Here is a 20,090-nt window from a genome sequence, read left to right as displayed (position 1 = left end):
GCTGTCCAAAATCCTAACCTTGATTTAAAGTGATCCAGTAAATTTTATAATGAGCAGCCACAAGCAACAAAAAAGCACCACTGCATGCGTCATGCCTGCTCGGTGCTTTGTCGGTATAGATTTAATATATTCACAAGCCTCCAACTATGCTTACTCCATGCTCTATGTCATACAGCCTACATATCTGGATCTGAGAGCAGGACTAGCTATATAACGACTATACTTCCGGTTGCTCCTGCGACACCGTATTCCATCTCGTGCGCTCCATATGGGTGCGGTAATCCGCAGGTGTCTGTCCCGTATGCTTTTTGAACAGCAGGTGAAAATATTGCCGACTCGATACGCCCACATAATCGGCAATTTCGGCAATCGGAATATCGGTGCTACCGAGTAGCATCGTAGCCTTCTCCATACGAAGCGTATTCAAATAATCGGTCGGTGTTGTACCGGTGTGCTTGCGGAATACGCGATGCAGATAGCCTGGATGCACGTTAACAGCGGCGGCAATCTGTTCCATTCGGATGCTACGATCATAATTTTGTCGCATGAATTCGATGCTTTGACGCACATAGCGCTCGCCTTGCGATAGACGGCTTTGCTCATGCTCACGCCATAGTCTGGCAATACGTACAAGCAGCTGCGCAAAGAGTAGCTCGCTAAGCATGGAGGTCATACTGCGCTGATCCAGCTCCAGTACAAGCGCTTTGAGCGTGTAATAGACCTCTTCAGGATCCGATAATACGCTGTGCCGCTGTGGCTGACTGATCCACGTCGCAAGCTCCTCCTCCTGACGAACGAGCTGTTGCAAGATGGTCGTGTCCGATGACGATTGTGAAGACGGCTGTATAGCTTGCAGCCGCAATCCAAATTCCAGATTTAGCATTCGGCAGGGCTGCTCGCCTACGATCAATCGATGCGGCACATCCGCATCAATCACGATGAATTGACCACGCTGTAGCTCTACTACCTCGGGTTGTGTAGTATCCTGCGCCTTTAACTCACCATCCGCTGGTAATAGCTCGATTCGGCAGGTGCCAGCAATCATATACATAATCTCTGTCGAGTGATGCTGATGATAGTCCATTTCATAATGTTGCCACTGCTTATAATAATACGCGTAAAATTGCGGACGATAGCCGCTATCTGCTAGCTGGCTTCCGTATACGCTGGAGATGATGGAGGACGGTTCTGCTTCTGTTTTTAACGTATTAGAATAATGCTGTCTATTGGCTTGTGAATTGTATAGGGAAGGGATGGAACGCTGGCTTGCAGAGGGCTCACCAGGTGCTTGTGCTTCCAGCCGTGCATGAATATCAGCTGGCTCTGTTCGTCGGATATTCATGATAGTGTCCTCCCTTCATTCTTCCATATTTTGCAACTTTTTAAATATTCTTTCGTCCATAATAAAGCAGGCTGTACTAGAAATATAGATATATTCATAAGAATTGTAGAAAAGAGGTCGAGTGTATTGGTATATAAAAAATCCTGCGCTTCACTCCTGTTAGCATCAGCGCTATTCGTCTCACCGCTTGCCATACCTGGAGCCTATGCCGCTCCTACAAGCGATTATCATTACGAGATTCATGTAGCAGGTCAACCATCAACGTATGTTCAACAAGACAGTGTGTATATGAAAAATGGCACGCTATATGTACAGCTCAATTCTCTAGCAGACCGCTACTGGATTCAAGCTAGCTTCGACTCTACGGGCAAGCGCGCTGGCTTCAATGGCTGGTTAAAGAAAATAGGGGTACGTGATGGCAGTAAAAAAGCAATCGTCGACGGTAAAGTCGTAATGATGCCCAAACCAGCATATTTTAAAAAAGAAAAAGATAGCAAGCAGCCTGGCGTCTATGTTCCATTTCAATTTGCAATCGAAGCCTTAGGTGGTACATATACAGGCTACAATGCCCAAACAAAAGCAGTAACAGCTAAAAATTTGCAGGAACCTCATTTTATTTATACTACCCATCATGGCATGATGTACGGCGCTGATAAAAACGACGGTGCTGTATACAAATGGGATGGCAAGAGCAAGCCTGTCCAGATTTTCTCTTTAAATCACAATCTAGATGCAGCTGGCATCGATGTGGAGACGACACCAGGCGGATTATTACTGATCACGATCGGAAACTCCTACGGTGAGCCCCATCTCAATAGTGAGGTGTATCAGTTCCTTTACAAAAATGGAGCGCTCATTCGTCAAAACCATGCAGACTATAGTCCAGGCAATACCGATCTTATGGACAGGTATAAAGGCAAGATCATGATGAACGATAGTCACATCCTACGTTTCATTGAGGATGGTAGTGGCGATGTCGTACAAACGATCGATCTGACCAAGCTTGGTAACAAAGGTGTAGATCAGCAATATAGTATCGAAGCGATGGATGACGATATGCTGCTGCTCCGTAATGCAAACGATTTTGAGCTTAGTATAGCGAATATTCATACTGGGCATAGTGCTCTATTGTACAAGCAAGTGTTATCTGCAAACGAACAGAAAGTCGTCGAAGAGTCGCTTCCCGATGCCCTTCAATTTATGAGTGCGGATCGTTTGACATTCAAAAAACGCGTAGGTCACACGCTTTATTTTACCTTTGCTTCACCAAATGGCGATCCGCCACGAACCGTCACATATGATCTTAACCAACTAAAGTAACTAGCTAAATAGCTAAAGTAACTACTCGATTTCAGTCAATCCGATACTATTTTACAAGAAAGGATCTGATTCTATGATGAACAAGAAATCTTGCACAGCTCTTCTACTCTCTGCCGCATTGTTATTTTCACCGCTAGCGGCACAGCACGCTCAAGCAGCAGGTAGCAGCTACCAATTCAAGATCATTACAAAAACAGATCAGTATTCAAGTGTATATCAAGATTCTGCCTATATGCGCAATGGCACATTGTATGTACAGCTCAACTATCTTGCCAATAATTATGGACTGGAAGCTAACTTTGATGCTACGGGCAAGCGCGCTGGCTTCAATGGCTGGTTGAAGAAAATAGGCGTACGCGATGGCAGCAAAACAGCAGTAGTCGACGGCAAAATCGTAACGATGAGCCAGTCTGCTTATTTTAAAAAAGAGAAGGATAGTAAAGAACCTGGCGTCTATGTTCCATTCAAATTCGCTGTCGAAGCACTGGGCGGTACGTACGTCGGTTACAATGCCAAAACGAAAGTAGTCACAGCAAAAAATCTAAAAAAATACGATGTTGTCTCTACCTCCTACGATGGCATGACCTATGCGATTGAAAAAGGCGGCGGTAATGTATTTTCCTGGGATGGCAAAGGCAAGCCTGTTAAAATCGCCTCGCTTCAAGGAGATCTGGATTGGGTAGATTTTAAAATTCGTTCGACACCCAAAGGACTGGTGCTGTTCAGTATAAGTAATTCCTATGGCGAGCCACATATTAATAGTGAGACGTATCAGCTACTATTCAAGCAGGGTAAGCTCATTCGTCAGAATCATGCTGATTACGGTTGGGGGAGATCCGATCTGATTGATACGTACAATGGTCAAATTCTAATGAATGACGGCAAAAAGCTACGCTTGATTGAGGATGGCACAGGCAATGTCGCGGAGACGCTCGATCTGATCAAGCTAGGTAATAAAGGCGCGGATCAGCAATATAGCGTAGAAGCGATGGACGGTGATATGCTACTCATCCGTAACAGTCATGACTATCAGCTGGCTGTCGTTGATCGAAGTAGCGGTCGAAGTGTTGTCATCTACAAGCAGGTTCTAACCACCGCAGAACAGCAAAACGTTGACATCGATTCTGGTGGTGGCCCGATGGGTAGCGGCGACGGACTAACCTACGAAAAGCGTGTTGGGAACATACTATATTTCACGTATAATCCGCTAGTCGATTCAGGTAAACGTACTGTGACGTATGACTTGAGCAAGCTAATTAACCAATAAGAAAACGCACCATTACTATACCATTAGTACATCACTATACGATCAATACATCGAATCGAATATACTATCATACTCATCTCCAAGAAAGAATGGTACAGCATATGAACAAAAAAAGATGGACTTTCCTTCTGTTATTTACAATCCTGCTGCTCTCAACGCTTGTCGCACAGCAGGCTCAGGCAGCATCCAAAAGCGACTACCATTACGAAATTAACCGCGGACAAGACACAAACTTGTCTCCATTGCAAGGCGATGTGTATAAACGCAATGGTATATTGTACGTTCAACTGGACGATATTACGGGCAGTTATAATCTTCAAGCCAGCTTTGATGCTACAGGGAAACGAGCTGGATTTAACGGCTGGCTGAGAAAATTAGCAGTACGCGATGGAAGTAACATGGCTATTGTTAATGGCAAGACGGCTAAAATGGCAAAGCCTGCTTATTTTGCTAAACAAAAAGAAAGCAAAGATCCTGCCGTGTATGTTCCATTTCAATTTGCTGTAGAGGCGCTTGGTGGAAAATATACGGGCTACAATGCCAAAACAAAAACCGTTACGGCCAAGGATTTACCACATTATAATGTGAGCTATACAATCCACGATGGTATAACCTATGGAGTGCAAAAAGATACGGGTAGCTTATTATCGTGGGATGGTAAAAATCAACCTGTCAAAATGGCATCGCTTCAAAATAAAGACGATCTGGACTGGGTATCTGTTAAAGCAAAAACTACGCCAAAAGGTCTATTACTGCTAACAATTGACAATTCTTACGGTGAACCGCATAACAACAACGAGACCTATCAGCTCCTGTTTAAAAACAACAAAATGATTTGCCAGACATATGATGTTTTATACTGGGGCAGTCTTAGTCTGATCGACTCCTATAACGGAAATATTCTTCTCAATGATGGTAAAAAGCTACGTGTGATTGAAGACGGTAGTGGCAATATACTGGAGACGATCGACCTGATCAAAGTAGGCAATATGGGGGCTAATCAACGATACAGTATTGAAGCGATGGACGATGATATGCTACTCATGCGTAGTAATGTAGATTACAGACTGTATCTTGTTAATCGTCACAATGAACGCAGTATCATCGTATACAAAGAAGTATTGCCTGCTTCGGATCAAAAGGATGTTGAATGGGTGTTAAATGATACGAGCGGATTTATTGAACACGATAAGCTAGAATTTAATAAGCGAGTCGGGAATACATTATATTTCACCTTTCACTCACCTGCCAGTACCAAATCGCGCATCGTAACGTATGATCTGAGCAAGCTCAACAGTAAGTAATCGTAACCAATCTTGTTTCGTTTTAGAAACATATAGCTTGCGTTATAGTGATGCTCTACAGGAGCGATCCAGTGCTCTATTCAGTTAACGTCATCACATCGCGACTCCTCCTTATTGGCTGGACTCGCTGTACTCTACCCAGAACAATAGCCGCTACCTGCTGTATAACAACAGATAGCGGCTATTTCTTTTATCCTCTATGATCACTACTTGTGATCCATATTTATCTGCGCCAGCCTGCACTAAATAGAAAACGCGATTAACGGAACTCTGGCGGTGTACGACGGGCTACGCCTGTCTTAATCGCAGCTTCGATGACGCCTTTTCTTACTTCCTGTACGACCTGCTCGTTAAACACACCCGGAATGATGTATAGCTCATTCAGCTCATCTTCCTTAACGACCGATGCAATCGCGCGTGCAGCAGCGACCTTCATTTCCTCATTGATCGTTGATGCGCGGCAATCCAGTGCACCGCGGAAAATACCAGGGAAGCACAGTACATTGTTAATCTGGTTCGGATAATCGCTGCGTCCGGTTGCCAGTACGCGTACATGCGGCTCTGCCAGCTCAGGATCGATCTCAGGATCAGGATTGGCCATCGCAAATACGATACGGTCATCTGCCATCGTATGCAGATGCTCGACGGTCAGCAGACCTGGACGAGATACGCCCACGAATACGTCTGCATCGCGAATCACTTCGCTCAGGCTACCACGTTCCTGATGCGGATTACTATTCGCTGCAATCCAGTTCCACATCTCGTGTGCATATTCCTCATCGCGCACCAGTGCGCCTTCTTTATCAACAGCGATCAAGTTCTTCGCGCCTGCTGACAGCAGCATCCGCACGCAAGCTGCACCGGCAGCACCGATACCGAGTACGACAATTTTTGCTGTTTCCAGCTCTTTACCAACGATACGCAGTGCATTCAGCAAGCCTGCCAGCACTACAACAGCCGTTCCGTGCTGATCATCGTGGAATACCGGAATGTCCAGCTCCTCACTCAAGCGGCGCTCAATCTCAAAGCAGCGTGGTGAGCTAATATCCTCCAGGTTGATGCCGCCAAAGGCAGGCGCCATCCATTTTACCGCCTGAATAATCTCTTCCGTATCCTTCGTATTAAGGCAGATCGGGAAAGCATCCACTTCACCAAATTGCTTGAACAGCATCGCTTTACCTTCCATAACAGGCATCGCTGCTTCAGGGCCGATATCGCCCAGTCCAAGCACGGCTGTACCATCGGATACGACCGCTACCATATTACGTTTAACGGTCAATGAAAATGCCTTTTGCCGATCCTCATGAATCGCCATGCACACCTTCGCTACGCCCGGTGTATACACATGGGACAGATCCTCCCGGTTTTTGACTGGAGACTTCGGTTGAACCTCGATCTTACCGCCCAGATGCGCTAGAAACGTCCGATCCGATACGTTGACGACCTTGACTCCTGGCAGCGCTCCAACTGCCTGTAGCATGCTTTCGCGTACATTTTCCGGTAAATTAATTGTAAGGTCGCGTGTTGTGCTCTCTGGACTGGCATGGATCACGTCAATAGCGACCACATCGCCGCCATTTTGACCAATCGCACCTGCCACTTCACCAAAGCTCACCTGTGTTTTGTCCATTTGTAAACGCATAATCATGCTTGTTCCAAGAGCCATCGTTATACCTCCTGCAAAATACGTTTTTGATCAACAGATCACCTGCATAACCGATAATATGTACCCTGATGCCAACAGCAGGTCATCGTTACATGCCTTTTTAAAATAACGCTTACATTGGAAGTCGGACTCCATTATAACATAGTTTATGACCAAATAAACGCAGTCGAACGGTCGGAAATGGAGTTTATCGTGAATATGATAATCTAACACCACTATGTAACATTGTTCTGTAATATCATTATCAAGCCCATTGTTCATATGTGCCCATGCGAGCCTACACTGAAATACATGCTACACGAAATAGACCGAGCTATGTTCGTTATAACATAGCTCAGCTCGCTCGTAACCATCATCCCCTCAACCATTACGATTCATTCATTTCGGCTTTCTTTGTTTGTACTCTGTACCCAGTGCTCTACATATTGTAGAAAGCGCCGGGTCGCTGGAGAAGCCTTGGACATCGACTGTACCGCCAGACCCAGCGAACGAAAAGCTGGCTGCTCCAACTCCAGCATACCGACGTTGTGGTCACGCCCCTGTAATACGAGCTCCGGTAAAATGCTAATGCCCAGCCCATTTTCGACCATAGCAATAATCGCATAATCATCACCCAGCACAAAATGTACATCAGGCGTGATGCCAGTATGCTCCAGCACACGCCTCACATCATAATCCGAGCCTTCGCGTGGCATAATGAAGGCTTCCTCTGCAATACGCTCTAATGGAAAGTGTGCAGCTTGCCGCAGCGGATGATCCGGTGGCACGATGACCAGCATCCGATCCTGTCGCAACGGTACAATCTCAAAGCTCCCTCTAGCTGGCAATGTCATAAATCCGCAATCGATCTCCCCAGCAGCCAGCCAATCCTCAATTTGCTCATAGTCACCCTCTACAAGTCGAAAGCTAATGCCCGGATAATCGCGCTGAAAATCCTTGATCATGCCTGGCAACCAGTGTACAGACACACTTGTAAATGTACCGATGCGAATCACACCGGATGTTAAGCCGTGAATCGAGGATACTACCTGTTTGAGCTGCTCATTCCAGTTCACCGTTTCGCGCATCGGTGGTAGCACCCGTTCTCCATTGGTCGTCAGGCGAACACCGGAGCGATCTCGCAACAATAAGGGAAAGCCGAATTCACGCTCCAGCCCATGAATAATATGGCTGACCCCGGACTGAGTGAATCCAAGCTCCTCTGCCGCTCGTGTTAGGCTGCCCAGCTCGACCACTTTGAGCAGTACCTCATATTTATGAATACTCAACCGTTGCACTCTCCTCAGTATGCTTTCAATCTTGCCGTACAGCCTTTGCCTCACAGCTCCAATCGCATATTCTACTTTTCTAATTAACACTGTATTTCTATATCTCACTTCTAATCGCTCACTCTTATCATTGCTCATTCTCATGATGGTTCATTTGCATTACATTCTCTCATGTATTCCATTACAAACATTCAATATTCTTGTATCTATATTGTACTATACTGATTTCATGATCTTGTTACCAGTATGAATCTGGAGCATACCGGTAGCTTGAATAGGATGCGATCGTAAAGGATGGATTCAACATGAAGCAATCACGAGCCGACCTGCTAATTTTCACGGTCACGCTCTGCTGGGGTTCCTCGTATTTATTTATGAAAATGGGGATGGACTCGCTCAGCCCATACAATCTGATCGCGCTGCGCTTTGGATTGGCATTTATTTTAACGGCTCTAATCTTCTTTCGTCAGCTACGGCATTTGGACTGGCGCACGACTGGATATGGCGCGCTGCTTGGACTATGCCTGTTTGGTGTGTTTGCGTTTATTATGTTCGGGCTGCAAACGACCTCAACTTCAAACGCGGGCTTTCTCGTTAGCCTGACTGTTATTTTTGTGCCGATTTTGTACTGGCTGCTCTTTCGCCGTGCACTGGCTGGAAAGCAGATTGTCGGTGTGCTGCTTGCCGTAATTGGTATTGGACTGCTGACGCTGAACGGACAGCTTGCGATTCATCCCGGCGATGCGCTCTGTATTCTGGCGGCGCTTTGCTATGCGGGCTATATTTTGATCACTGGCGCAGCGGCGAGATTGACGAGAAGCACGCTGAATCTGGGCATTATGCAGCTTGGCTTTGCTGGATTGTACGGCTTGATCTTCTCTCTGATCTTCGAAACGCCTACCTTGCCTCATACAGGTGACGGGTGGCTAGCAGTATTGGCTTTAAGCGTCGTATGCAGCGCATTTGGCTTTGTCGTACAGCCGATTGCTCAGAAATATACAACACCAACCCGGACAGGGCTGATCTTCTCCCTGGAGCCGGTATTTGCCGCGTTATTTGCTTACTGGTTTGAGCATGAGATGCTGTCGGTCAAAGGATATATTGGTGCCGGGCTGGTGCTGGCTGGTGTGGTCGTATCGGAGTGGAAGCTTGGCGGTGGTAACAAGCGGAAGCGCCGCAAGCGAAGTGCCATTGTATCGGTGCAAGAAGCACAGAATGCTTCGCCGCTATAGCAGGAATTAGGTCAAATAAAAATAGATCTACTATGCAATCAAGCCGCTATGTCCTCTCCTGTATAGGTAAGAGACATAGCGGCTTTTATAATGTAGTGACTGTTGTGGTGTAGAGATTTTTGTAGTGTAGTTATTTTTATAATATAGAGACTTTTATAGTAAAGTGACTATTACTGTGCAGCAAATATTATAGCACAGAGATTTTTTATAATACTATTGCAGTTAGGACGCTTTATTTACGTTCATCATTATGCAACGATGTGAGTAGTGAATGATAACACTTCACCATCCATCCCTCATATCCATCATCGATCCATGTTATCCCTGCTCGATCAGCATTAATATAGCTTGCCGACCGCCTCTGCCTGAAATGGCTTGAGCTCATCTAATCGACCATCGTGTATTTTGGCTGCCCATTCTGGATCAGCCAGCAAGGCACGACCTACAGCGACCAGATCGAATTCGTGGCTTTGCAATCGTTCTGTCAGCACGCTCATACTCCCCTGTTGGTCCGCACTGGCACCAGCCGCGAAGAAATCGGTAAAATCCTGCTTCAAGCCGACCGAACCGACGGTAATAACCGCTTTGCCTGTGATATGTTTGGCCCAGCCTGCCAGACTGAGCGGCGATCCTTCAAAGGCTGGCTCCCAGAAGCGACGTGTGGAAGCATGGAAAATGTCCACACCTGCCGTTGCCAACGGTTGCAGCACCTCTGCCAGTTGTTCTGCATCATATGCCAGCTTCGCCGTATACACTGGGTACTTCCATTGCGAGAATCGGAATACGATCGGGAAGTCTGGACCGACTGCACGGCGACACGCTTCCACGATCTCCACTGCAAAACGAACACGATTGGCGATACTTCCACCATACTCATCCGTCCGCTGATTGGTCGTTTCCCATAGGAACTGGTCAATCAGGTAACCATGTGCCCCGTGCAGCTCAATACCGTCGAAGCCAAGCTGCTGCGCCTGTAGCGCTGCATCGGCAAACGCCTGCACCACTTCACGAATCTGCTGGATCGTCATCGGCTCCCCTTTTACCTCACCATACACATCCAGACCGGATGGGCTGATCGATGGCGCTGCACCTGCGGGCTGCGGAACATTCTCCCTAGCGATCCCTGCATGAATGAGCTGAGGTATAATTTTACCGCCAACCCGATGCACCTCATCCACGACATGCTTCCAGCCTGCCCGTGCAGCTTCACTATTAAAGTCGGGGCTGTTTGCCGGGTCCTGATTGGCGGTAGGATGCGGAATCGAGACATTTTCTGTAATGATCAGACCTACATATTGCTCGGCACGACGACAATAATAATCCGCCACCTCCGGGCCGGGTACACCATCTGGCGAGAATCCGCGTGCCATCGGTGACATCACAATTCGGCTGGATAGCTCCAGCTTGCCTAGCTTGAGCGATTGGAACAGCAGCGCTACATCTTGCTTTGGGTGGGATTGCATATTATTTTCAGTGAAATTCATATTTATCGTAACCTCCAATGATGTTTTCGGTTATACTATATTCATTATCTTTAGGAAATAAATATATAAAAGTAAGTTATAGAATAAAACAATTCCTTCCCCGGTGCATGCTACCGGGTGAGGTATATGCCTGATTGTACAGGCGTGAACTTATGGATACAACCAACAAAATCTCCAATGTGTCGTTTAAGTCTCATATTCTAGAATCTGTCGTTTATCGCTCGGCTCTGCCATTTTAGTTCATACAGGAGGTATGTAGGATGTCCCTTTCCGCTAAACCCAATCCGCACGATCCGCGTGTGAGACGTACTCGCCAATTGATTCATCAGGCTTTTGTGGAATTACTTCAAACTAAAGAATTTCATGAGATTACGGTGAGTGATATTACACGTCATGCGATGATCAATCGGGTTACCTTTTACACCCACTATACTGACAAATACGAGCTGCTGGATTATATGATATCTACCCATCTAATCCAGCTACTCTACAAAGGCATCGACCCGCAAAATGCACTGACTTCGGAGGCGCTGACGACGCTGATCTGCGCACTATGTCAATTTCATGAGTATTCCGGTACCAAATGTCCGAAAAATATTGCTTCCCTTCGTTCGCTGGTCGAAACGAATATGAAACTTCAAATTCAGCAATATATGTTGGAACAATTAACAGCTCATCTGCCAGAACAGGATGATGCGAAACAAGTCACATTGTCTACTATGATCAGCTGGTCACTGTATGGTGCAACCTTGCAATGGAGCAGCGAGCCAAAAGAATCACGCGATACGCCACTTCAACTCGCAGCGCGCATGACTCCGTTACTGCGAAGCTGGATAGCTGCTTGATAAACATCCGTTCCATTGGCGTAAACGGCAACAGCTTTATTAAGAACAATTCAACGGGGATGTGGCGAATACGTGAGTAGTGCACGTGAATAGTGCACGAGAGTAATACATGAGTTGCAACAAAACGGCTGTACAGTAAGCACAGCCGCTCTCATAAACAACATATTCTCGTAGTCTGTTCTCGTAGCGATAGCAGTAGTCAACATGGAGTGGTGAAGCGTACTCGATCTTTGAGCAATCCCAGGTAGATCTATTATTCTACAAAATCGTGCACAGCAAAGATCGCTGGAAAATCGTTCATATGCCGATGCATTTGATACACTAGCTGATCGACCTCCAGCACGATATCCAGCTTGATGCTGCGATTGATCTCAGCCATCGTCTCGTACAGTAGATCAATCTCCGATGACTGTAAACCGTCCAGCCGGAAGTAGCATAGCGATACATGGGGCGAATACATGCTCCGCTCCGGTGATAACTCACGGATACGCTCGTACAGATCAATCAGCAGCGCATAATCGTCAGCAGCCTCGGGTGCATATTTGATACTCACTACATCGCGTGTATTCGTACTGACGCCCAGCGCGCGCATCGCAATATGGCGACCAGCATAACGCTCCGCAATCTCACGAAATGCCTGCTCAATCTGTGGTTGATCCCTGGTCATACGCTGCCGCACGATCTCCATGCCTCCGCTCGTATTTCGTTCATTGCTCAGCGCATGAATCGTTAGATGAAATGTCTCTGGCAATAGCGCTACGAATCGATCAGGTAGCCGTTCAAGCAAAATCTGCTGTGCCTGCTCACAACGCTGCCGATCTGAAGCACTGAGTGGAATAACGGTGGTATATCCGTAAAAGTCATTCATCGTTCCATCCTCTTTAATTTTGGCAGCTAGCCCCTCTGATACTTTCCACTGCTGCGGCTTGTTGTTCATCTGCTCCTGCCACTGACGCTCCAGCTGACTGACGAAGTGCATATAATGAATGTGCATATCGTTCATCGTCGATTCCCATCCTTTCTGTATGATGCTTGGTTTTATCGCTTTAGCTTAACGAATCAGCACAAACTCTCTTCAAATTCCAATCACGATTTGTGTAAAAATACAGAAGGATAGCACAAGACAGACATCAACATAGCGTAGAACATAACGCAGAGCATACCAAAAAACCTGCCGATCCCCATAAGGGTCAGACAGGTTTTTTGAGGTTTAATTTTCAATAGAATACTACCTGACCGATCAGGCGCACAGGAACAATTTTAAAAAGCAGGTACAGCAATATCGGCGTAGTTATCCTGCAAGAACTTCTTCACTTCTGGGCCTGCCAGATGCTGCTTGAGCTTTTGAATAGGCTCGGCATCCTTATTATCTTCACGCGCTACCAGTGTGATTGCAAAGGTTGAATCCGCTTTTTCAGTAACGAGTGCATCCTTGACCGGAGTCAGATTGAGCGGCTTCGCATACGCAGGTGTCATTGCTACCAGATCCGCTTCATCGTACATACGTGCCAGCATGAGCAGATCGACTTCCTTGAAGCTGTAGTTTTTTGGATTAGAGATGATATCGGCTTGAGTGGCATTCATGCCCACGCCGTCTTTGAGCTTGATCATGCCTGCCTGTGCCAGCATTTGCAGGGAACGACCGATGTTGGATGGATCGTTCGCAATAGCGATCACCGCACCTTCTGGCAGCTCGTCAATGCTCTTATACTTTTTGGAATAGGCGCCATAGATTGCATCGTATACAGGCTGAATCGCAACTAGATTCGCACCCTTGCTCTGGTTGTACTGGTTCATATACGGTACGTGCTGGAAGAAGTTCGCATCGACTTCTTTATTCGCCAGCGCATCGTTAGGCTGTACATTATCCGATAGCACGACAACTTCCAGATTGATGCCGTCTTTTTTCAGTAGTGGTTTTACAATATCGAGCATATCGGTCATCGGTGGGATCAGACTTGCCACCTTGAGCGTCGTTTCGGTTGTACCTGTTGCTTCGCTAGAGCTTGCTGCCTCATTCGTAGTAGAGCTAGATTTACCGCCACATGCGGCTAAGAATAGCATCATCGCGATGAGCACCATCCATAGTGCCTGTTTGTTTTTCATGTTGTTCCTCCGTTAGTTGAGATTAGTCACCAGTGAGTAGACCCAGAAGGTGACCCTGTTATCATTACAATCAAAAAGCGTGTTGTTCATTACGTTGAAGCTACTATATGCCGCGCATCCATGTATCAACGCTTATCCAATACACGCGCTAGCAGGCTCCCGATAAACTGAACGCCCTGCACGAGAATGATCATCAGTATAATCATGTAGACCATCACATCCGTTTCGAAGCGCTGGTAGCCGTAACGAATCGCAAAATCACCAATGCCACCGCCACCCACGATACCAACAACCGTTGAATACGAGATAAAGCTGATCGCCGATGTCGTTAGTCCAAGCACCAGACCAGAACGTGCTTCTACATATAGAAATTTAAAAACAATCTGTAGCGGTGACGCTCCCATCGCTCGCGCCGATTCGACAATCCCACGCGGCACATCCAGCAGAGCCTGCTCCACCAGACGAGAGTAGTACGCAATCGCAATAATAGACAACGGCACAGATGCCGCTTCTGTACCGATCGACGTACCGACGACGAGCCGGGTAAACGGAATCAAAAAGACAACGAGTAATAAAAATGGAAACGAGCGCACCACATTAACAAATGTGTTCAGCACACCAGCCAGTACAGGCTGCTCGTACAGTTGTCCTTTTTTGGTCAGATACAGCAGTGTGCCAAGTGGCAAGCCTATTAATACCGCCGCGGCAAGCGAAATGCCGACCATCGTGAATGTCTCACCGATCGCACGCCAGATTTCATGCTGATACCGTTCCAGCATTTCCCCAAGTGTTCGTGATCCACTCATGTTGGCTCACCGCCCTGCTTGGTCGACTCCGATTGACCGAGTAGCTGTTCTCGATATGACAATGTATAGTCGGGTGCAGGCGCAAAGCCATGCTGTGCACGCGAATAGCTCTCCGTGATCCGTCCATGCTCCATGACGGACACCGTGTGACAGATACTTTTGACCACATCCATCTCATGCGTAACGATCACAATCGTAACACCCAGCTCCTCATTGATCTGCTTTAACAGCTGCAAAATGCCTGCTGTCGTCGCTGGATCGAGTGCAGAAGTAGGCTCATCGCATAACAGCACCTGCGGACGATTCGCAATCGCACGCGCAATCGCCACCCGTTGGCGTTGTCCACCACTCAGCTGCGCTGGATACGCATGTAGCCGATCCTGCAAGCCTACCTGCTCCAGACATTCGTGAACACGGAGCTTACGTTCGATTCCCTTCATACCAGCAAGCTCTAACGGCGCAGCTACATTGCCGCTAACATTACGATTATGCACCAAATTGAATTGCTGAAAGATCATACCGATCCCTTGCCGTACTTCCCGTAGCTTCCGCTCCGATAATGCTGTCAGCTCTTGACCAGCGACGATAACGCGTCCTGCATCTGGCCGCTCCAGCATATTGATCATGCGCAGCAGCGTCGACTTCCCGGCACCACTACTGCCTACAATGCCGTGAATGCCGCCAGCCTCGATATGCAGATCGATCTCCTGCACTGCTGCCTGCCCTACTCCAACCGAACCAAAATATTTACTCACGCCTTCCAGCGTAATCATTCGCTCTCCCTCCTCTGCCTCAACCCGGACCGATGAGGTGCTATTCCTGTCGTGCATTGCTGCTGTATATCAAATGATGTGGCATCCCGTCAAAGTGTATTACTATTTTATCATATCTGTTATAGCCTACACTCCTGCTACATTATAAGCAAAGCGATCTGCTGTGTCACTAATTTTCGGTGGTTTAGTTGGTGAAGGGATGATGAAGATTATTGGAGAAGCTACTGAGGAGAGTCGCTCGGAGGGATGATATGAAAATTTCTAGTAAGGGCTTGGCTCGGTCAGAGAAGTAGATGAGAGAATCAGAGAACTGGATCAGAGAAATAGAAAAGACGCAGGCTGCTATGTCCCTGAGGGATAAAACAGCTTGCGTCCGGTTATTGTGTGTTACTTGTTCTTTTGTTTATGGACTATGGTGCGTTGGCATACATCACTTCCCGGAAGGAATAAGGGAACGAACTCCAGTCTCGCATAGGAATCTACGGAGTAGGAGTAAAATGTAGATTCCTGAGTTCCAAAAGCGGTAAGATATTTTGCTTTGCAAAACTCACTTTTTCATTGAATCCTGTGTTAGGAAGTCGCTAACACGGTAAGTCGTCCTTTCCCCTTATTTCCTCCCCTCCGTTCAGTACTTTTCACATTAAAGAGTTGTAAAATTAGCAGTAAGCATTACTTTTTCTAGCTTCAGTTACCTTTGCTATAAGATTGCTATAACTAAACATGCTATTCGAATCTTATAAAATAACTGTTGCTCACTCTATGCGCTGAAACTAAAAAAATGAAGTAACTAACCACAATCAGCAATCGATCCTTGCACAGAACGGAAGGCCGAGAACGATGCCAAAAGACCGACCTTTAAGCCGGGATGCCTAGTGTTAGTGATCTTCTAACACGGGGTTCCATGAAAAGGGATTTTTGCAAAGCAAAATATCTTACCGTTTCATCTGCTTTCTTCCTATTCGGAGTATCCCGGCTTAACCGAAGGTCGTTGGCATGTTCTCGGCCTGGAGTGCTTGCTGCGACGAACATTTTAATACGTGTACCTATTCATCCAACCTTACAATCCAATCCAAACCATTCCTTGCTCAACCTTGACCGGAAACGTCCGAACTTGTCCTTCATCAGGCGCCTGTACCATTCCAGTACTCAGATCGATTTGCCAATCATATAGCGGATCGTACAGAATGTGACCGGATACGATACCTTCGGCGATAGGGCCGCCTTTCGGATGAGGGTTACGATTTTCGAGTGCAAAGACATGATCATCAGAGGTGCGGAATACAGCGATTTCCTGTCCTTCCAGAATGATTACGCGTCCGATTCGGCTCAGGAATTCATCCAGTGTGCCTGCTTGATAAAATGTTTGGGTCATGTTCATAGTGTTCAGCCTCCTTTTGCGTTATACGTTTGTTTTCGTTCCAAATAGCGCTGTCCGTGTTGGTTCATCATGCAGCACTTTTTGCCATGGGTCTTCAAGCTGAGCCAATGCGATATTGACGCGTTCGATTAATTGTTGACGGTTATCCGTATCATCCAGAATAGCAGCCTTGATCTGATCCAGTCCCATACGTTCGACCCATTCCGAGGTGCGTTCGAGGTATTTACCAGTTTCGCGGTAGTATTGAATAATCGCGCCGCACAGATCGATCAGCTCTTCATCAGTTTTAACCTTGCAGAACGAATCAGCCAGACGTGCTTTGATCCCACCGTTACCACCGATAAAGATCTCCCAGCCTCCATCGTTACCAACGATACCGATATCCTTGGTGCACGATTCAGCGCAGTTACGTGGGCAGCCGTTGACTGCCATTTTGAATTTGGCAGGGAAGTCAAGGCGTTCAAATCGCTGTTCCAGCGATGCGCCCATGCCCATCGAATCCTGTGTACCGAAGCGGCAGAACTGCGAACCAACGCAGGTTTTAACAGTGCGTAGCGATTTGGCATATGCATAGCCTGATGGCATATCCAGCTCTGCCCAGACGAGCGGCAGGTCTTCTTTTTGCACACCGATCAGGTCGATCCGCTGTCCGCCTGTCATTTTCACGGCTTTCACATTATATTTGACCGATACATCGGCGATCTTTTTCAGGTCTTCCGGTGTCGTTACGCCACCATACATCCGTGGGACAACGGTATACGTACCGTCCTTCTGAATGTTGGCGTTCATACGTTCGTTTACGAAGCGCGATTCCTTTTCATCCTGATATTCTACCGGATGGATCATACCGAGATAGTAGTTAATAGCTGGACGGCATTTCGAGCAGCCCTCTGGATTTTTCCATTCCATCACATTCATGACTTCTTTGATCGTTTTTAAGCCCTTATCGCGAATAGCAGCAACGATCTCGTCGCGACTATGAGTTGTGCACCCGCAGATGCCCTGACTTGAAGCTACAGTTGCACCGTCACCAAGTACGAATTGCAGAATCTGCTCTACCACTGGTTTACAGCCACCACATGAGCGAGTCGCACCCGTACATGCTTTAATCTCGTCTACGCTCGTTAGCCCTTTATCCTGAATTGCACTGACAATATCTAGCTTGGTGACACCGTTACAGCCGCAAACAATTTCATCATCTGCCATCGTTTCGACCGATGCTTTTTTCTTACCATGACTGCAACCACCTGTGCCCATTAGCTCCGCATATAGCTCGTCTGTCATCGGCGCACCATCACGAATTAACTTTTGGAGCTGTGCCGAATCGTTAATATCGCCAAACAATACTGCGCCGACGATAGTGTTATCCTGCAAAATAATTTTTTTGTACGTCTTCTTCCAATCATCACGAGCGGTAATAACCGATTGCTGTTCATTTTCAATAAACACACCTGCCGAGAACACATCGACACCGGAGATTTTCAGCTTGGTCGATACGGTCGAGCCTTCATACGGCTGTGTATCCAATCCGCAAATATGCTTTGCCAGCACCATGCCCTGTTCAAACAATGGAGCAACCAACCCGTAGCAATTGCCGCGATGCTGTACACATTCGCCGACAGCATAGACGTTAGGCATCGATGTTTGCAAATAGTCGTTCACGAGAATGCCGCGCTCCATTTCGATTCCACTATTGCGCGCTACTGCCGTATTCGGACGAATCCCTGCTGCCATCACGACAAAGTCCGCTTCCAGTGTAGTACCATCGTTGAACAGCAGACGCTCTACGCGCTCGCCACCCTGTAGCTCAGCAGTCTGTGCACCCATTTTGAATTGGATGCCCTGTGATTCCAGTTCCTTTTTCAGCATCGCAGCAGCGACCGAATCCAGCTGGCGCTCCATCAGATCATTCATCAGGTGCACAACCGTAACATCCATACCCAGACTGACCAGACCTTTTGCAGCTTCCAGACCGAGCAATCCGCCACCGATCACTGCGGCTTTCGGATAAGTCGCAGCGGCTTCCATCATCTGATGACAATCTGCAATATCACGGAATCCGACTACGCCCTGTTTATCATGACCCGGAATAGGTAGAATCAGCGAGCTAGAGCCGGTAGCGATAATCACTTTGTCATATGGAATAGGGTCACCTTTATCCGTGATGATGCAGCGGCTGTCCGCATCGATCGCAGTCACGGTGACACCAGTATGCAGGGTAATGCCGTTCTCTGCATACCATTCACGGCTATTCAGTACGATATCATCAATTGTCTGGCTACCTTCCAGTACATAAGACAACATGATCCGGTTATAGTTTGGATGCGGCTCACTACCGATAACTGTAATCTCGTAGTTGCCTCCCAGCTTGATGATTTGTTCCAGTGTCGCTACCCCTGCCATACCATTACCGATCAGGACGAGTCGTTCACGTGTTGCTGTCATTGCAATTCCCCCATTGCGTTTATAGTGGTGTTGTAATTGATCTACATTGTGGCTTGTTCTGTAATGTGGTTCATTCTGTGTTCAAAGCGTCGAAGCATCTATAAATATCCCATAACTACGTTATATATTTCACAATCTTTAATATCTAAAATTGGAGCTTTTTATATGTTTAGTATACTGCTGCACAATGGGAGGGGATGTGATCTAGATCACCTTACTTTTCCACTTTTAGTTATGTTTTCACCTTGTAAATTCATATAACAACGAAAATAAAAGACAGAGCCCATTTCTGCCTCTGTCCCTGTTTATTTTAAAATTGAACAAATCGTGACTATTGATAGGAGGCGTTACAGACGCGCAATAGTACACCCGTTTGTGTTAGCTTCCAGCTAAAAGTGTCGGCTCCAAAGCAAGCTCACCTTCATCCAGCACACGTATGCCATGGCGACGAAATAGTGCTGCTGTTAAACCCGCTCCATTGATCTTATTTCCGCTAAAGGTACCATCGTACACCATCCAACTGCCACAGGAAGGACTATTCGCTTTCAGCACAGCTACAGTTACACCCGCTTGCTGTGCTTGTTCCAGTGCGATATAGGCGCCTTGCTTGAATGCTTCGGTCACCTCGACACCCGTAGTCGTCACAACGCGTGCTATTCCTGCCCATACATCGTCTGCGGTTCCGCCTACGATCTCAGCTGGCTCGCGTGGTGTGGACAGACCGCCAAGCACCTCCGGGCAAAAGACGACAGCCTGTCCGGTAGATAGCAATTCTTCCAGCGCCTGAACTAGATTGCTGCCTCCATCATATCGACAAGGTGTACCGATCAGACATGCACTAATTCCGATCATTT

General features: G+C 47.0%; 16 protein-coding genes. 5 read left to right on the top strand and 11 right to left on the bottom strand.

From position 1 onward, the window contains the following. Positions 1–217: 217 nt before the first annotated feature. Positions 218–1,177 (bottom strand): helix-turn-helix transcriptional regulator, encoded by a 960-nt coding sequence (locus IEX62_RS17790; protein ID WP_188777187.1) that lies wholly within the window; start codon positions 1,175–1,177, stop codon positions 218–220. A 291-nt stretch (positions 1,178–1,468) separates the two neighbouring features. On the opposite strand from IEX62_RS17790, the gene IEX62_RS17785 reads away from it, so the two are divergent. From IEX62_RS17785 to IEX62_RS17775, 3 genes are all read left to right on the top strand, one after another. Continuing rightward, on the top strand, positions 1,469–2,662 hold the full coding sequence (locus tag IEX62_RS17785) for a stalk domain-containing protein (protein WP_188776898.1): 1,194 nt from the start codon (positions 1,469–1,471) through the stop codon (positions 2,660–2,662). A gap of 73 nt (positions 2,663–2,735) precedes the next feature. After that, positions 2,736–3,929 (top strand): stalk domain-containing protein, encoded by a 1,194-nt coding sequence (locus IEX62_RS17780; protein ID WP_188776897.1) that lies wholly within the window; start codon positions 2,736–2,738, stop codon positions 3,927–3,929. 101 nt (positions 3,930–4,030) lie between these two features. Beyond that, entirely contained in the window at positions 4,031–5,233 is a 1,203-nt protein-coding gene (locus tag IEX62_RS17775; RefSeq protein WP_188776896.1) for a stalk domain-containing protein, read from the top strand. A 259-nt stretch (positions 5,234–5,492) separates the two neighbouring features. Here the strand turns inward: IEX62_RS17775 and IEX62_RS17770 are convergent, their stop codons facing one another. Next, positions 5,493–6,899, bottom strand: coding sequence for an NAD-dependent malic enzyme (locus IEX62_RS17770; RefSeq protein ID WP_229685905.1), 1,407 nt, complete (start codon positions 6,897–6,899; stop codon positions 5,493–5,495). Positions 6,900–7,273: 374 nt separating this feature from the next. Next, positions 7,274–8,167, bottom strand: coding sequence for a LysR family transcriptional regulator (locus IEX62_RS17765; protein ID WP_188776895.1), 894 nt, complete (start codon positions 8,165–8,167; stop codon positions 7,274–7,276). Positions 8,168–8,472: 305 nt separating this feature from the next. Between IEX62_RS17765 and IEX62_RS17760 the strand changes: the two genes are divergently transcribed. After that, on the top strand, positions 8,473–9,399 hold the full coding sequence (locus IEX62_RS17760; RefSeq protein ID WP_188776894.1) for a DMT family transporter: 927 nt from the start codon (positions 8,473–8,475) through the stop codon (positions 9,397–9,399). Between the two features lie 338 nt (positions 9,400–9,737). Here the strand turns inward: IEX62_RS17760 and IEX62_RS17755 are convergent, their stop codons facing one another. Next, the gene (locus tag IEX62_RS17755) at positions 9,738–10,883 is read right to left on the bottom strand and encodes an NADH:flavin oxidoreductase (protein ID WP_188776893.1); all 1,146 of its coding nucleotides are present in this window, start codon (positions 10,881–10,883) and stop codon (positions 9,738–9,740) included. A gap of 260 nt (positions 10,884–11,143) precedes the next feature. On the opposite strand from IEX62_RS17755, the gene IEX62_RS17750 reads away from it, so the two are divergent. Beyond that, the gene (locus IEX62_RS17750; RefSeq protein ID WP_188776892.1) at positions 11,144–11,728 is read left to right on the top strand and encodes a TetR family transcriptional regulator; all 585 of its coding nucleotides are present in this window, start codon (positions 11,144–11,146) and stop codon (positions 11,726–11,728) included. A 253-nt stretch (positions 11,729–11,981) separates the two neighbouring features. On the opposite strand, the gene IEX62_RS17745 is transcribed toward IEX62_RS17750, so the two are convergent. The 7 genes from IEX62_RS17745 to IEX62_RS17715 form a co-directional block, all read right to left on the bottom strand. Then, on the bottom strand, positions 11,982–12,731 hold the full coding sequence (locus IEX62_RS17745; RefSeq protein WP_188776891.1) for a 2'-5' RNA ligase family protein: 750 nt from the start codon (positions 12,729–12,731) through the stop codon (positions 11,982–11,984). 257 nt (positions 12,732–12,988) lie between these two features. Continuing rightward, positions 12,989–13,834: a MetQ/NlpA family ABC transporter substrate-binding protein gene (locus IEX62_RS17740; protein ID WP_188776890.1), complete on the bottom strand. Its 846-nt coding sequence runs from the start codon at positions 13,832–13,834 to the stop codon at positions 12,989–12,991. A 125-nt stretch (positions 13,835–13,959) separates the two neighbouring features. Beyond that, positions 13,960–14,640: a methionine ABC transporter permease gene (locus IEX62_RS17735; RefSeq protein WP_188776889.1), complete on the bottom strand. Its 681-nt coding sequence runs from the start codon at positions 14,638–14,640 to the stop codon at positions 13,960–13,962. Next, positions 14,637–15,413 (bottom strand): methionine ABC transporter ATP-binding protein, encoded by a 777-nt coding sequence (locus tag IEX62_RS17730; protein WP_188776888.1) that lies wholly within the window; start codon positions 15,411–15,413, stop codon positions 14,637–14,639. The genes IEX62_RS17735 and IEX62_RS17730 overlap by 4 nt, the downstream gene beginning before the upstream one ends. 1,057 nt (positions 15,414–16,470) lie before the next feature. Further along, positions 16,471–16,791, bottom strand: coding sequence for a nitrite reductase small subunit NirD (nirD, locus tag IEX62_RS17725; protein WP_188776887.1), 321 nt, complete (start codon positions 16,789–16,791; stop codon positions 16,471–16,473). A 21-nt stretch (positions 16,792–16,812) separates the two neighbouring features. Further along, positions 16,813–19,236 (bottom strand): nitrite reductase large subunit NirB, encoded by a 2,424-nt coding sequence (gene nirB, locus IEX62_RS17720; protein WP_188776886.1) that lies wholly within the window; start codon positions 19,234–19,236, stop codon positions 16,813–16,815. A gap of 378 nt (positions 19,237–19,614) precedes the next feature. Further along, positions 19,615–20,088 carry a 2-thiouracil desulfurase family protein gene (locus tag IEX62_RS17715; RefSeq protein ID WP_188776885.1) on the bottom strand — a complete coding sequence of 158 codons (474 nt, stop codon included), beginning with the start codon at positions 20,086–20,088 and terminating at the stop codon, positions 19,615–19,617. Between the last annotated feature and the right edge of the window lie 2 nt (positions 20,089–20,090).

The organism is Paenibacillus hunanensis (assembly GCF_014645615.1).
Lineage (GTDB): Bacteria > Bacillota > Bacilli > Paenibacillales > Paenibacillaceae > Saccharibacillus > Saccharibacillus hunanensis.
Note: the sequence above shows the minus strand (reverse complement) of the source record. Positions and strands in the feature narration are given on the sequence as shown.